Here is a 12,672-nt window from a genome sequence, read left to right as displayed (position 1 = left end):
CGCCACCCATATCGCCGCATGGCCGCTTCCCCGCAACCGCTAAGCTATCGCCCCGAAACCGCGCTGCTCGAGCTGGGCGACGCCTTCTACGACCGGGTCGAGGCCGCCGATTTTCCGCAGACCACGTTGCGCTTCCGCAACGATCGTGCCGCCGCTGAGGTCGGTCTCGATACGCTGAGCGACGATGAATGGGTCCGCCATTTCGGCCGGTTCGACCCGCTGCCGGGAACCCTGCCGCAGCCGCTGGCGCTGCGCTATCACGGCCATCAGTTTCGCGTCTACAATCCCGACATCGGCGACGGCCGCGGCTTCACCTTCGCGCAGCTTCGTGCCGCCGACGGACGATTGATGGACCTTGGCACCAAGGGTTCGGGAAGGACGCCGTGGAGCCGGTTCGGCGACGGGCGGCTGACACTCAAGGGCGGCGTGCGCGAACTGCTGGCGACCGAGATGCTCGAGGCGCTCGGCGTGACGACGTCGCGCACGCTGTCGCTGATCGAGACCGGCGAAGCGCTCGAACGCGGCGACGAGCCCTCTCCCACGCGCTCGGCGGTGCTGGTGCGGCTTAGCCACGGCCATATCCGCATCGGCATGTTCCAGCGGCTGGCCTATCTGCGCGATGCCGACGGCATGCACCGGTTGATCGGCTACACTCTCAACCGACTGTTCGACGAGACGCCCCGCGCCGACGCCGCCGTACAGCTGCTCGATGCGGTGGTTGCGCGCGGCGCGCGGCTGGCGGGCCAATATATGGCGGCCGGCTTCGTCCATGGCGTGCTCAACACCGACAATATCAACGTGACCGGCGAGAGTTTCGACTACGGGCCGTGGCGGTTCGTTCCCAGCTGGGACCCCGGCTTCGTCGCCGCCTATTTCGACCATGCCGGACTCTATTGTTTCGGCCGCCAGCCCGAAGCGATCCACTGGGACGTCATGCAACTGGCCGTGGCGCTGCGCACCGCCAGCGATGCCGAACCGCTGATCGAGGTCCTAGATTGCTTCGGCGAACGCTACACACGAGCGGTATGCGACGCGATGCTGTGGCGGCTTGGCGTCACTCCGCGCGGCCCAGCCGAGGACCAGGCGCTCGTCCAGGCGCTCGAAGGCGCACTCACGGCGACCGGCGCACCAATCGACCGCTTCTTCTTCGATGCATTCGGCGGAGCCATAGCGGAAAGCTATGTCGGCGAACCCTATGACCGGCTGCGCGCATCGCTGCGCGACTATCGCCCGCGGTCATCGCGCGATCACGGATATTGGCGCGCTGCAGAGCCCTGTCCGATGCTGATCGACGAGGTCGAGGCGATCTGGCGCGCGATTGCCGAACGCGACGACTGGGGGCTGCTCCGCGCCAAGCTCGATGCGATCGCACAGCTGCGCGCGGCGCTTGCCTGAACCACCGCTAGCAACAGTGGCATCGCGCGCGAATTTGCGGCAAGAGCGTTGCGTGAGGGATTGGGCCGCAACAAGAAAGCGACAATGGCCGTACAGGAACTGATTTCGACCGAGCCCGCCACCGGCGCGATCCTGTGGCGGCAAATGTCGGGGGATGCGGGCGAGGAGGTCGCTGCGGCGCGAGCCGGATGGTCCGAATGGGCCGCGCGCCCGCTCGCCTATCGCATCGAGACGATGCGCCGCTTCGCCAACGTCGTACGTGCCAAGGCCGAGGCGTTCGCCGACCTGATCGCGCGCGAAACCGGCAAGCCCGTGTGGGAAGCGCGCACCGAAGTCGACAGCGTCATCGCCAAGGTGGATATTTCGGTGCGCGCCTATTCCGAGCGCACCGGCCAGCGCCGCCTCGACGCGCCGATGGGTGCGCGCATGGCGCTGCGGCACAAGCCGCACGGCGTGCTGGCGGTGCTGGGACCGTATAATTTCCCGGCGCACCTGCCCAACGGGCACATCGTCCCTGCCCTGCTCGCCGGCAATGCGGTGGTGTTCAAGCCGTCGGAAAAGACCCCCGCCACCGGCGAGATGCTGGTGCAGTGCTTTCGCGACGCCGGCGTCCCCGCCAACTGCATCCGCCTGCTGATCGGCGGTCCGGATCAAGGTCGCGCGCTGGCTGGACATGCCGATATCGACGGGTTGCTGTTCACCGGCTCGGCGCGCACCGGCATCGCGCTCAACCGCCAGTTCGCCGAGCATCCCGAAAAGATCCTGGCGCTGGAAATGGGCGGCAACAATCCGATCATCGTCTGGGACACGCCCGATCTCTATTCGGCGGCGGTCCTCATCATCCAGTCCGCCTTTACCACCGCCGGGCAGCGCTGCACCGCCGCACGCCGCCTGATCGTCGATCAGCGCCTCTACGAACCGCTGGTCGGCGAGGTTACCAAGCTGGTCGATCGCCTGATCATCGGCGAGCCCCACGCGGACCCCACTCCGTTCATGGGACCCGTGATCGACAACGACGCCGCCGATGGGCTTACCGAGAGCTTCCTGACGCTGCTGACCAATGGCGGGCGCGCGATCCGGCATCTGCAGCGTCCGATCGACGGCCGCCCGTTCCTGACCCCGGCGCTGATCGACATGACCGACGCCAGCGACAGCCCCGATACCGAATTGTTCGGCCCGATCCTTCAAATCTTCCGCGCCACCGATTTCGACGCTGCCGTCGCGCAGGCGAACAACACCCGCTACGGCCTTTCCGCCTCGCTCGTCAGCCAGGACCCCAAATTGTATGACCGCTTCTGGGCGAACATCCGCGCCGGGATCGTCAACTGGAACAAGCCGACCAACGGCGCATCGTCGGGCGCCCCGTTCGGCGGGGTCGGCTGGTCGGGCAACCATCGCCCGAGTGCCTATTACGCCGCGGATTACTGCGCCTATCCGGTGGTGTCGAGCGAAGCGGAATCGAGCCGTGCGTCGATCGGCATCGGCTTGAAGGAAGGCTGACCCTCTCCGCGCCAGGCGACACGGCACGTTCCGATTTCGCCGCGGCGATCGCAGAAGCATAGTTTCTCTAGCGGCGCGACAAGCAAAGCCCGGTTGTAGTCGCACCGCCCCGTCCGCATTTTCGCTGGCATGGCTACGCTTCTCGATCCGGCGGCACGCGGCCGCGTCATCCTTGTCGGGGCAGGCCCGGGCGATCCCGGCTTGCTGACGGTACACGCGGTCGCCGCGCTGGAGATGGCCGATGTCGTCGTGCATGACGGCCTGATCGACCCCCGCGTGCTCGATCTCGCGCCCGCGCATGCTCAGCGGATTTCGGTCGCCAAGCAGCGGGCGCGCCACACGCTGCCGCAGGATGCGATCAACGCGTTGATCGTCGCGCACGTCCGCACCGGATCGATCGTCGTGCGCCTGAAGGGCGGCGATCCGTTCGTGTTCGGGCGCGGCGGCGAGGAAGTCGAGGCGGTGCGCGCGGCCGGCCTTCCGGTCGAAGTCATCCCCGGTGTGTCCGCGGCCTTGGGCTGCGCGGCCGAAGCGATGCTGCCGCTGACGCACCGCGACTGGTCGTCGGCGGTCAGCTTCGTCGCCGGCCAGTGCAAGGGCTTGAGCGATCAGGACTGGTCGGGGCTGGCCGGGGTCGGCCGCACGCTGGTGATCTATATGGGCGTCGCCACCGCATCCGAAATCGCCGAAAAGCTGATGCTCGACGGGGTTGCGCCGGACATGCCGGCGGCGGTGCTCGAACGCGGCACGCTCGCTGGCGCGCGGGCGATGCGTACGCTGCTCGCCGATCTCGGGCCGATGGTCGAACGCGAGGCGGTCGCGAGCCCGGCGATCATCGTCGTCGGCGAAGTCGTCCTGCTGTCGGATGCAGAGGACAGACTGGTGGCGTGGGCGCAGGTCGCGGAGAACCTGGCGTGAAGATCCTGACCGGGAACGACCTGCGATCGGGTGACGTCGTGTGGTGGACCGGCGCCCGCTGGTCTCGCCATGTCGAGGACGCCTTCGACGTCGGCGAGAATGGCGAGCGCATTGCGCGCGAAGAGGAAGCGGCGCGGCGCGTCAACGTGCCGTACGTGATCGACGCGGTGGCGACGCCCGAGGGACCTCGCCCTGCGCATATCAAGGACCGCGTCCGCGCGCTCGGGCCGACGGTGCGGATCGATCTGACGCTCAAGCCCGCCGATCCCGCTGCCGGAAGCTGGGTGATATGATGATTTCGGGACCACCGCATGTATAAGTACGACCAGTATGACCAGTCGATCGTCGACACTCGCGTCGCCGAGTTTCGCGATCAGGTCGAGCGCCGCCTGTCGGGCGCGCTTTCCGAGGACCAGTTCAAGCCCCTGCGGCTGATGAACGGGCTGTATCTGCAGCTGCATGCGTACATGCTCCGCGTCGCCGTGCCATATGGTACGCTCGACAGCCGTCAGATGCGGATGCTGGGCCACATCGCGCGCAAATACGATCGTGGATACGGGCATTTCACCACGCGGCAGAACATCCAGTATAACTGGATCAAGCTGGAAGACGCGCCGGACATTCTTGCCGAGCTGGCGACGGTCGAGATGCATGCCATCCAGACATCGGGCAATTGCATCCGCAATATCTCGAGCGACCAGTTCGCCGGCGCCGCCGCCGACGAGGTCACCGATCCGCGTCCCTGGGCCGAGCTGCTGCGCCAGTGGAGCAGTTTCCATCCTGAATTCAGCTATTTGCCGCGCAAGTTCAAGATCGCGGTGATCGCGTCCGCTCAGGATCGCGCGGCGATGCGACTGCATGATATCGGCATCGAGATCGTCGATCGCGATGGCGAGCACGGTGCGCGGATCTTCGTCGGTGGCGGAATGGGCCGTACGCCGATGATTGCTCCTGAGATCAGGGACTTCGTGCCGCTTGCTGATTTGCTGAGTTATCTTGAGGCATGCCTGCGCGTCTACAATCGCCACGGCCGCCGCGACAATATCTACAAGGCGCGGATCAAGATCCTGATCCACGAAATCGGCGCCGACGCCTATCGCGATCAGGTTGAAGCGGAGTTCACCCAGGTGAAAGCGCTCGGCATCGATCCGCCGCAGGCCGAGTTCGACCGCATCGCCGCGTTCTTTGCCCCGCCGCCGTTCGACGTGAGCGCGAGCGACGTGCTCGACCGCAGCGATCCTGACTTCGCCGTCTGGCTCGACCAGAATGTGTCGGCGCACAAGGTCCCGGGCTATGCGGTGGCGACGATCAGTCTCAAGCCCGTCGGCGGCATTCCAGGCGACGCCACCGCCGAGCAGATCGACGTCATGGCGGACCTCGCCGAGCGCTACAGCTTCGACGAATGCCGGGTCACGCATGCGCAGAACATCGTATTGCCGCATGTTTGCAAGAGCGATCTCCATGCGGTGTGGAGCGCGCTGAGCGACGCCGGACTGGCGGAGGCCAATCTGGACCTGATCAGCGACATCATCGCCTGCCCGGGGCTCGATTATTGCAGCCTCGCCAATGCGCGCTCGATCCCCGTCGCGCAGAAGATCGCGACGCGCTTCGCCGATCTTGGTCGACAGCGCGAACTCGGCGAACTCAAGCTCAAGATTTCCGGCTGCATCAACGCCTGCGGACACCATCATGCGGGGCACATCGGCATTCTCGGCGTCGACAAGAAAGGCACCGAAAACTACCAGCTGTCGCTCGGCGGATCGGGGGCGGAGGACGTGTCGCTCGCCAAGATCACGGGCCCCGGGTTCGACGAAGACGGCGTGGTCGATGCGGTCGAGAAAGTTACCGACTGCTATCTCTCGCTGCGCGAGGACGGCGAACGCTTCGTCGACACCTATCGCCGCGTCGGCATGGAGCCGTTCAAGGCGGTGCTCTATGGTTGAGTTGAACTTTCGCGACCATCCCCCGCACGACGAGCCGGCGGTGACGCTCGACGCGTTTCTCGATCAATCGAATGCGACCGCAGTGCGGATCGAGGCCGGCGAGGACGCGCGCGCGCTGATCCCGTATCTCGATCGGCTGGCGCTGATCGAAGTCAGCTTTCCCGCGTTCCGCGACGGACGCGGCTATTCGGCGGCGCGGGTGCTTCGCGAGGCAGGATATACCGGCGAACTGCGCGCCGAGGGCGATGTTCTGGTCGACCAGATCCCGCTAATGCGTCGCTGCGGATTCGACAGCTTCGCGCCGGCGTCTCCGCTCGACCTGGACGCGGTGGCGCGGGCGGTCGAACGCTATGGCCACGTCTATCAGGCCGCGGCCGACGATGCGGTGCCGGTGTGGAGGCTGCGGCATGGCTGAAGCAGCGCTCCGCCGCATCGACCGCATCGATCTCGCCCCGCGCTGGACGAGTGCCGACGCGCACCGGCTGAACAATATGTTCCGGGGAACCGACACAGCCGAGATGCTGCGCACCGTGCTTGGTGAAGCGATGCTGGGCGACGTCGCAGTGGTGTCTTCGTTCGGCACGGAGTCCGCGGTTCTGCTGCATCTGGTTGCGAGCATCGATCGCCAAATCCCTGTATTGTTTCTGGAAACCGGAAAGCATTTTGCGGAAACGCTGGCCTATCGCGACGCGCTGGAAACACGGCTGGGACTGCGCGACCTGCGTAACCTGACGCCCGATGCGGACATGCTGGCGCGCAAGGATGGCAATGGGTTGCGCTGGTCGTTCGACCCCGACGGATGCTGCGAAATCCGCAAGGTGCTTCCGCTGGAAACTGCGCTGGCCGGATTCGACGCGAGCATCACCGGCCGCAAGGCGTTCCAGGCCGAAACGCGGGCAGCGCTGCCGCGGTTCGAACTCGATGGCGACAGGCTCAAGTTCAATCCGTTGATCGGGTGGGACAAGGCGGCGATCGACGCCTATTTCACCGAGCACGATCTGCCTCGGCATCCACTGGAGGCCGAGGGCTATCCTTCGATCGGCTGTGCGCCATGCACCAGCAAGGTCAGGCCGGGCGAAGACCCGCGTTCGGGACGTTGGGCGGGGTGGGACAAGACCGAATGCGGCATCCACACCGTGCCCGATGATGGTGATCCCGACCAGCCCAGCTTCTGATCCGTCAGGTCTCGATCAGCTGCCATAGTCGCCGACCGCATACCCCTCGCCGACATAGTCGCTGAAACGGGTGATGGTCGGCTCGAACTTGAGGATCACCTTGCCGGTCGCACCGTGGCGCTGCTTCGCTACGATCAGCTCGGCAAGGCCGAACACGCGCTCCATTTCCATATGCCACTTGGCATGGTCCTCGAAGATGCGCGCGTCGTCGCCTTCCTTGGGGCGCTTGGGCTCCTTGGCGGCGACGTAATAGTCCTCGCGATAGACGAACATGACGATGTCGGCGTCCTGCTCGATCGAACCCGATTCGCGAAGGTCCGACAGCTGTGGGCGCTTGTCCTCGCGCTGTTCGACCGCGCGGCTGAGCTGTGACAGCGCCAGCACCGGCACGTTCATGTCCTTGGCCAGCGTCTTCAATCCGCGCGAGATTTCCGAGATCTCCTGGACGCGCCCGTCGCCCGAAGCCTTTGCCGAGCCCTGCAGCAGCTGAAGATAATCCACCACCACCAGCCCGAGCTGGTCCTTCAGGTTGCGCTTCAACCGCCGCACGCGGGTGTGCAGCGCCGCGATCGTCAGACCGGCGGTATCGTCGATGAACAGCGGCAGGTTTTGGAGGTCCGTGGCTGCGTCGGCCAGCTGGCGAAACTCGGCGCGGCTGATCTTTCCCATGCGCAGCGCTTCCGAACTGATCCGCGACTGTTCGGCCAGGATGCGCGTGGCCAGCTGATCCGCCGACATTTCCAGGCTGAAGAAGGCAGTCTTGGCGCCCACCGACTTTTCGGGCGCGATCCCGGCGGTCATGTCGTCCATCCACCGCTGCGCCGCGTTGAAGGCGATGTTGGTGGCAAGCGACGTCTTGCCCATGCCCGGACGTCCGGCGAGGATCATCAGATCGCTGTGATGCATCCCGCCGATCTTGGCGTTGATGCTGTCGAGCCCGGTGGTGACGCCCGACAGATGCCCGCCCGAATTGAGCGCCCGTTCGGCCATCGCCACCGACGCCGTCGCCGCCTCGGCGAACGACTTGACGGTCTTGGTCGAGTTGCCGTCGCCGGCCACGTCGAACAGCGCCTTCTCCGCATCCTCGATCTGCGACACGGGATCGACGGCTTCCGAGGTATCCATCGCGCGTTCGACCAGCCCGCGGCCGACCTCGATCAAGGTGCGCAGCATCGCCAGGTCGTAGATCTGCCGCGCGAATTGCTTGGCCCCGATCAGTCCGGCGCCCGATCCCGTCAATTGCGCCAGATAGCCCGGCCCACCCAGTTCCTTCATCCCCGGATCGCCATCGAACATCGGGCGCAGCGTCACCGGGCTGGCGATCAGGTCCTCGCGCCGCAATCGCACGATCGCGTCGAAGATGCGGGCGTGGACCGGCTCGTGGAAATGCTCGGCCTTGAGCGAATCGATGACGTCGTCGGCGACTCGGTTGTCGATCATCATCGCGCCGAGCAATGCCGCCTCCGCCTCGATATTCTGCGGCAGGCGCACGATTTCGGGCGTGGCGGGCGGAGACAGGAAAGCGGTGGCCATCCCCCCTCTTACCCCCATCAAGCGGACCATCAATGCCGAGCGCTTGTGGATCGTGTTGATCGACCGCGGGTTTCGGGTAAGCGTCCCCCGACCATGGCCGATCCGCGCATCATCGACGTCACGCTGGACGAACGCACGATCCTGTGGCGCAGCGCCGATATCGAGCAGGAACGCCGAATCGCGATCTTCGACCTGCTCGAAGGCAATTATTTCGAGCCGCAGCGAACCCATCCCGACGGCTATGCCGGACCGTACAAGCTGGCGCTGCGCGTCGAGGAAGGCCGGCTGGCGCTCGACATCGCGCGCGCAGATGGCACCCCGCTCGAAACGCTAGTGCTGGCGCTTGGCCGCTTCCGGCGGCCTATCAAGGACTATTTCGCGATTTGCGACAGCTATTACCAGGCCATACGCAACGCGACGCCGGCGCAGATTGAAACGATCGACATGGCGCGCCGCGGCATCCACAACGAAGCTGCGGAACTGCTCAAGGAACGGCTGGACGGCAAGATCGCGATCGATTTCGACACGGCGCGGCGGCTGTTCACGCTGATCTGCGTCCTGCATATCAAGGGATGAGGATCGCCGCGCTCATCGGCTGGCTTCTCGGCATCGGCATCGTCGTCCTGGGCGTGTCGATCCTCGCGCGCAACTGGCGGCCACCGATAGACGCCTATCCGCTGCAGGGAATGTCGATCAGCGCACAGAATGAGGCAATCGACTGGCCGCGTGCAAAGGCCGATGGCGTCGATTTCGCCTATGCGCTGGCAACCGATGGTGCCGAAGTACGAGACGCCGCATTTGCCGGCCACTGGATGGCGATGCACCAGGCCGAGATCCGCCGCGGAGCGATCCTGCGCTATTCGCTGTGCGCGCCGGCGCAGGATCAGGCCGACCAGTTCGTCGCCACCGTGCCGCGTACCGACGACGCACTGCCTGCTGCGATCGAGCTTTCGATCCGGTCCGACTGCGCTGCCCGCCCGCCGGTGCGCGGCGTGATCGCGGGTCTGGTTGCATTGATCGCGACGGTCGAGCGCCATACCGGCAAGCCCGTGCTGCTGAAGATCGACAAGCCGTTCGAGGCCATCTATCGCCCGAGCGCGTCGATCCCGCGCAACATATGGGGCGTGCGGCGCTTCTTCGCGCCCGCCTATCTCGCGCAGCCGTGGCGGATGTGGCAGGCGAGCGACCTTGCCGCGGTGGACGGGGTGGACGGACGGGTGGAATGGAACGTGGTGCCACGATGAACGATGCGACGGCACGCATGCTGATCGATGCGGCGCGCGGCGCGGCGGGCAACGCGCATGCCCCCTATTCCCGGTTCGCGGTCGGCGCGGCGTTGCTGCTGACCGACGGCAGTCTCGTCACCGGCGCCAATGTCGAAAACGCCAGCTACGGCCTGTCGCTGTGCGCCGAAACGGTCGCGATCGCCACCGCCAGCGCCAGCGGCCGGATCGCCGACGTTGTCGCGATCGGCGTCATCGGCGGGGCGATGGGCGAGCATGGCCGAGCGGTTGGCCACGCCCCCGTCCGCCCGTGCGGCCGCTGCCGCCAGGTCCTCAACGAAGCAGCGCAGATCGGCGGCCGCGATATCACCGTTATCTGCGGCGCGGCCGAGGGCGATGCGGTCGAGTTCCACCGCCTCAGCGACCTGCTTCCGCACGCTTTCGGCCCTGCGGATCTCGGAATCGGCTGACCCCTACCCCTGGGACGTGATCGGCGGCGTCTGCTGGTGCTGGATCACCCGCCACACTTCATGTTCGCAGCGGCGCAGGACCGAGGTGCAGTGCGCGCTGTAGCGCTCCTCGCCCCGACGTGCCGTGGCATGATAGGCGATCGCAATGACCCCTTCCTGCGGCCGCGCGATCTGGAGGTCGGCAAGATCGACGCTGTCCCAGCGCGGCGTTTCCGACACCGCAGCGATCGCCGCCGATGCGGAGAAGATGTACGGCTCGGCCGGCAGCACCATCACGCAGGAGTCGTCGATCAGACGGCGATACTGCTCTGCATCCCCGGTCCACAGGCTGGTTTCGAATTCGCGGATGCGGTCGTCGTCCATGGTGGTCCTCTCGATTTGTACCACGCGTTCAAGCGTTTGGAGGAGCGGCGCGGTTCCGCTTGCCGAGCTGCGCCGCAATCGCGACAACACGGCGAAAGGGGATGCCATGATTCTGTCCGACGCCTGGATTCGCGAAGCCGCCACCACCACCGGCATGATCGAGCCGTTCGTCGAGGCTCAGCGCCGCGAAGGCTGTATCAGCTATGGCTTGTCCTCTTACGGCTATGACGCGCGCGTCGCCGACGAGTTCAAGATTTTCACCAATGTCGATTCGGCGGTGGTCGATCCCAAGGATTTCGCCGCCAACAGCTTTGTCGATCGCAAGACCGACTGCTGCATCATTCCGCCCAACAGCTTCGCACTGGCGCGGACGGTCGAATATTTCCGCGTACCGCGCGATGTGCTCGTCATCTGCCTCGGCAAATCGACCTATGCGCGCTGCGGGATCATCGTCAACGTGACCCCGCTCGAACCCGAATGGGAAGGCCATGTGACGCTGGAGTTTTCCAACACCACACCGCTGCCCGCCAAGATCTACGCCAATGAAGGCGCGTGCCAGTTCCTGTTTCTCAAGGGCGATCGCCCGTGCGAGACGAGCTATGCCGACCGGGCGGGCAAATATATGGGCCAGCGCGGGGTGACGCTGCCGCGCCTGTAGCGCGCCGCCGCCTGCAATTGGCCACCGACGGACTACACGTGCTTATCGCGCCGCCATTCGTGCGGTCTCCAGCTTGCGCATTCCGCGTTGGGCAATGGCGTGCGAATCAAGTGCCGTGGTCGGCGTCAGCAGCATCGATACATTGTCGGTCGCAAGGACCCGCGCGTACAGTGCCTGCGCTGCGTCTCCACGGTTGGTGCGGGCGTAGATCGCCGCCAGATTGATAAGCGCTTCGGGCATGTCGGGATTGATCGCCAGATCGGCACGCAGCATCGCCTCGGCCTCGTCGTAGCGCCCTGCCTCAATCGCGTCATGTCCGAAGCGGTTGCGATCCTGGCCGGCGACGGCGCCCAGTGGCGCGGCCACGGCGGCGACCGCCATCACGACCTTGAGAGCTTGCAGCATCGTCCCCTCCAATTGGCAAAGTTACAGTTTGATGACACAGGTGTGTCACTTTTATGAAACCTCGACAAGTGCAAAGTCGGCATGCTGCAGGCGCAAAAAAAGGGCGGCTCGCGCCGCCCTTTCCTGACCATCGATATCGCAGGCGTCAGAAGTCGTTGCGATACTGTTCGTTGCCGATGAAGCCGAGCTTGGTGATGTTCGCACGCTTGATGATCGCGAGCACCTGATCGACCGTCTCGTACCGCGCGTCGCGGTCGGGCTGGAAATGCAGTTCCGGCTCGGTCGGCAGCTGCAGCGTCTGGTCGAGATACTGCGCCAGAACCACCTCGTTCACCGGGCTGCCGTTCCAGCCGATATTGCCCTGCGCATCGATCGTCACCTTGTTCTTGACCGGATCGACATCGGTCAGCGGCTGGTTCGAATCCTGCGGAAGATCGACCTTCACCGCATGGGTCTGGATCGGGATGGTGATGATGAACATGATGAGGAGCACTAGCATGACGTCGATCAACGGCGTCGTGTTCATCTCCATCATCGGCTCGCCGTCGTCGTTGCCGCCGCTCATAGCCATATCAAATACTCCTTGGCCGTCCGGCCACTTACAGGCGCTTGGTCACGGTGCTGCCCGGCGCCGGTTCGGAAATGAACCCGACCTTGGCATAGCCCGCCGACTGCATGGTGTAGATCGTCCCGCCGATGCAGCGATACGGCGTGTTGACGTCGCCGCGAATGTGGACTTCGGGAAGTTCGAGGTTGGGGTTGCCGATGCCGCCCTGGCGCTCGATGTCCGCCTTGAGCTTGGTCACGCCGCGCTCGAGCAGTTCGCCCGCGCCGACCTGGGTCATGCCCCAGAATACCTCGCATCCGCTGGCATTGCCGCGGATCGACAGCGACACATTTTCGGGCTTGGTGGTGGTTGGTTCGAACAGCACTTCGGGCAGTTCGACCTCGACCGACTGGACCACGACCGGGATCGCGATCAGGAAGATGATGAGAAGCACCAGCATGACGTCCACCAGGGGCGTCGTGTTGATGTCCGACATCGGCTTTTCTTCGGTGGAATCTCCACCAACGCTCATCGCCATTGCG

Annotated in this window: 16 protein-coding genes; 11 read left to right on the top strand and 5 right to left on the bottom strand. The window is 65.2% G+C overall.

Translation table 11 applies throughout. The annotated features are described in order from the left end of the window. Window positions 1-18: 18 nt before the first annotated feature. From FHY50_RS02870 to FHY50_RS02840, 7 genes are all read left to right on the top strand, one after another. Entirely contained in the window at window positions 19-1,395 is a 1,377-nt protein-coding gene (locus tag FHY50_RS02870; protein ID WP_140046875.1) for a protein adenylyltransferase SelO family protein, read from the top strand. Window positions 1,396-1,479: 84 nt separating this feature from the next. Beyond that, entirely contained in the window at window positions 1,480-2,895 is a 1,416-nt protein-coding gene (gene astD / locus FHY50_RS02865) for a succinylglutamate-semialdehyde dehydrogenase (RefSeq protein ID WP_140046874.1), read from the top strand. Window positions 2,896-3,024: 129 nt separating this feature from the next. Further along, window positions 3,025-3,813: a uroporphyrinogen-III C-methyltransferase gene (gene cobA / locus FHY50_RS02860; protein WP_140046873.1), complete on the top strand. Its 789-nt coding sequence runs from the start codon at window positions 3,025-3,027 to the stop codon at window positions 3,811-3,813. Further along, window positions 3,810-4,106, top strand: coding sequence for a DUF2849 domain-containing protein (locus tag FHY50_RS02855; RefSeq protein ID WP_140046872.1), 297 nt, complete (start codon window positions 3,810-3,812; stop codon window positions 4,104-4,106). Before cobA ends, FHY50_RS02855 begins: the two co-directional genes overlap by 4 nt. A gap of 18 nt (window positions 4,107-4,124) precedes the next feature. Beyond that, window positions 4,125-5,756, top strand: a complete 1,632-nt coding sequence (locus FHY50_RS02850) for a nitrite/sulfite reductase (RefSeq protein WP_140046871.1) — start codon at window positions 4,125-4,127, stop codon at window positions 5,754-5,756. Continuing rightward, window positions 5,749-6,171 carry a DUF934 domain-containing protein gene (locus FHY50_RS02845; protein ID WP_140046870.1) on the top strand — a complete coding sequence of 141 codons (423 nt, stop codon included), beginning with the start codon at window positions 5,749-5,751 and terminating at the stop codon, window positions 6,169-6,171. The genes FHY50_RS02850 and FHY50_RS02845 overlap by 8 nt, the downstream gene beginning before the upstream one ends. Next, window positions 6,164-6,931 (top strand): phosphoadenylyl-sulfate reductase, encoded by a 768-nt coding sequence (locus tag FHY50_RS02840; protein WP_140046869.1) that lies wholly within the window; start codon window positions 6,164-6,166, stop codon window positions 6,929-6,931. Before FHY50_RS02845 ends, FHY50_RS02840 begins: the two co-directional genes overlap by 8 nt. A gap of 15 nt (window positions 6,932-6,946) precedes the next feature. Here FHY50_RS02840 and FHY50_RS02835 read toward each other — a convergent pair whose 3' ends face one another. Continuing rightward, a complete protein-coding gene (locus FHY50_RS02835; protein WP_140046868.1) occupies window positions 6,947-8,464 on the bottom strand; it encodes a replicative DNA helicase in 1,518 nt (505 codons plus the stop codon). 93 nt (window positions 8,465-8,557) lie between these two features. Between FHY50_RS02835 and FHY50_RS02830 the strand changes: the two genes are divergently transcribed. From FHY50_RS02830 to FHY50_RS02820, 3 genes are read left to right on the top strand one after another with little or no spacing between them, the layout of a single operon-like run. Beyond that, window positions 8,558-9,040 carry a UPF0262 family protein gene (locus tag FHY50_RS02830; RefSeq protein WP_140046867.1) on the top strand — a complete coding sequence of 161 codons (483 nt, stop codon included), beginning with the start codon at window positions 8,558-8,560 and terminating at the stop codon, window positions 9,038-9,040. Beyond that, window positions 9,037-9,708 (top strand): GH25 family lysozyme, encoded by a 672-nt coding sequence (locus FHY50_RS02825; protein WP_140046866.1) that lies wholly within the window; start codon window positions 9,037-9,039, stop codon window positions 9,706-9,708. The genes FHY50_RS02830 and FHY50_RS02825 overlap by 4 nt, the downstream gene beginning before the upstream one ends. After that, on the top strand, window positions 9,705-10,157 hold the full coding sequence (locus tag FHY50_RS02820) for a cytidine deaminase (protein WP_140046865.1): 453 nt from the start codon (window positions 9,705-9,707) through the stop codon (window positions 10,155-10,157). Before FHY50_RS02825 ends, FHY50_RS02820 begins: the two co-directional genes overlap by 4 nt. 3 nt (window positions 10,158-10,160) lie before the next feature. Here FHY50_RS02820 and FHY50_RS02815 read toward each other — a convergent pair whose 3' ends face one another. Next, window positions 10,161-10,520 (bottom strand): DUF4440 domain-containing protein, encoded by a 360-nt coding sequence (locus FHY50_RS02815; RefSeq protein WP_140046864.1) that lies wholly within the window; start codon window positions 10,518-10,520, stop codon window positions 10,161-10,163. A 106-nt stretch (window positions 10,521-10,626) separates the two neighbouring features. On the opposite strand from FHY50_RS02815, the gene dcd reads away from it, so the two are divergent. Beyond that, complete coding sequence (gene dcd, locus FHY50_RS02810) at window positions 10,627-11,178, top strand: dCTP deaminase (RefSeq protein ID WP_140046863.1); 552 nt, start codon at window positions 10,627-10,629, stop codon at window positions 11,176-11,178. Window positions 11,179-11,220: 42 nt separating this feature from the next. Here dcd and FHY50_RS02805 read toward each other — a convergent pair whose 3' ends face one another. The 3 genes from FHY50_RS02805 to FHY50_RS02795 all read right to left on the bottom strand — a co-directional run bounded on the left by FHY50_RS02805 (window position 11,221) and on the right by FHY50_RS02795 (window position 12,668). Next, on the bottom strand, window positions 11,221-11,583 hold the full coding sequence (locus tag FHY50_RS02805; RefSeq protein ID WP_140046862.1) for a tetratricopeptide repeat protein: 363 nt from the start codon (window positions 11,581-11,583) through the stop codon (window positions 11,221-11,223). Between the two features lie 145 nt (window positions 11,584-11,728). After that, window positions 11,729-12,154 carry an ExbD/TolR family protein gene (locus FHY50_RS02800; RefSeq protein WP_140046861.1) on the bottom strand — a complete coding sequence of 142 codons (426 nt, stop codon included), beginning with the start codon at window positions 12,152-12,154 and terminating at the stop codon, window positions 11,729-11,731. A gap of 28 nt (window positions 12,155-12,182) precedes the next feature. Continuing rightward, on the bottom strand, window positions 12,183-12,668 hold the full coding sequence (locus tag FHY50_RS02795) for an ExbD/TolR family protein (protein WP_140046860.1): 486 nt from the start codon (window positions 12,666-12,668) through the stop codon (window positions 12,183-12,185). Between the last annotated feature and the right edge of the window lie 4 nt (window positions 12,669-12,672).

This window comes from Sphingomonas japonica, assembly GCF_006346325.1.
GTDB lineage: Bacteria > Pseudomonadota > Alphaproteobacteria > Sphingomonadales > Sphingomonadaceae > Sphingomonas > Sphingomonas japonica.
Note: the sequence above shows the minus strand (reverse complement) of the source record. Positions and strands in the feature narration are given on the sequence as shown.

Coding starts and splice junctions, on each gene's coding strand:
- FHY50_RS02815 (WP_140046864.1), bottom strand. CDS start 10,520: ATGGACGACGACCGCATCCGCGAATTCGAAACCAGCCTGTGGACCGGG.
- FHY50_RS02845 (WP_140046870.1), top strand. CDS start 5,749: ATGGTTGAGTTGAACTTTCGCGACCATCCCCCGCACGACGAGCCGGCG.
- FHY50_RS02835 (WP_140046868.1), bottom strand. CDS start 8,464: ATGGCCACCGCTTTCCTGTCTCCGCCCGCCACGCCCGAAATCGTGCGC.
- FHY50_RS02795 (WP_140046860.1), bottom strand. CDS start 12,668: ATGGCGATGAGCGTTGGTGGAGATTCCACCGAAGAAAAGCCGATGTCG.
- FHY50_RS02820 (WP_140046865.1), top strand. CDS start 9,705: ATGAACGATGCGACGGCACGCATGCTGATCGATGCGGCGCGCGGCGCG.
- FHY50_RS02800 (WP_140046861.1), bottom strand. CDS start 12,154: ATGGCTATGAGCGGCGGCAACGACGACGGCGAGCCGATGATGGAGATG.
- FHY50_RS02825 (WP_140046866.1), top strand. CDS start 9,037: ATGAGGATCGCCGCGCTCATCGGCTGGCTTCTCGGCATCGGCATCGTC.
- FHY50_RS02805 (WP_140046862.1), bottom strand. CDS start 11,583: ATGCTGCAAGCTCTCAAGGTCGTGATGGCGGTCGCCGCCGTGGCCGCG.
- FHY50_RS02840 (WP_140046869.1), top strand. CDS start 6,164: ATGGCTGAAGCAGCGCTCCGCCGCATCGACCGCATCGATCTCGCCCCG.
- dcd (WP_140046863.1), top strand. CDS start 10,627: ATGATTCTGTCCGACGCCTGGATTCGCGAAGCCGCCACCACCACCGGC.
- cobA (WP_140046873.1), top strand. CDS start 3,025: ATGGCTACGCTTCTCGATCCGGCGGCACGCGGCCGCGTCATCCTTGTC.
- FHY50_RS02850 (WP_140046871.1), top strand. CDS start 4,125: ATGTATAAGTACGACCAGTATGACCAGTCGATCGTCGACACTCGCGTC.
- astD (WP_140046874.1), top strand. CDS start 1,480: ATGGCCGTACAGGAACTGATTTCGACCGAGCCCGCCACCGGCGCGATC.
- FHY50_RS02830 (WP_140046867.1), top strand. CDS start 8,558: ATGGCCGATCCGCGCATCATCGACGTCACGCTGGACGAACGCACGATC.
- FHY50_RS02870 (WP_140046875.1), top strand. CDS start 19: ATGGCCGCTTCCCCGCAACCGCTAAGCTATCGCCCCGAAACCGCGCTG.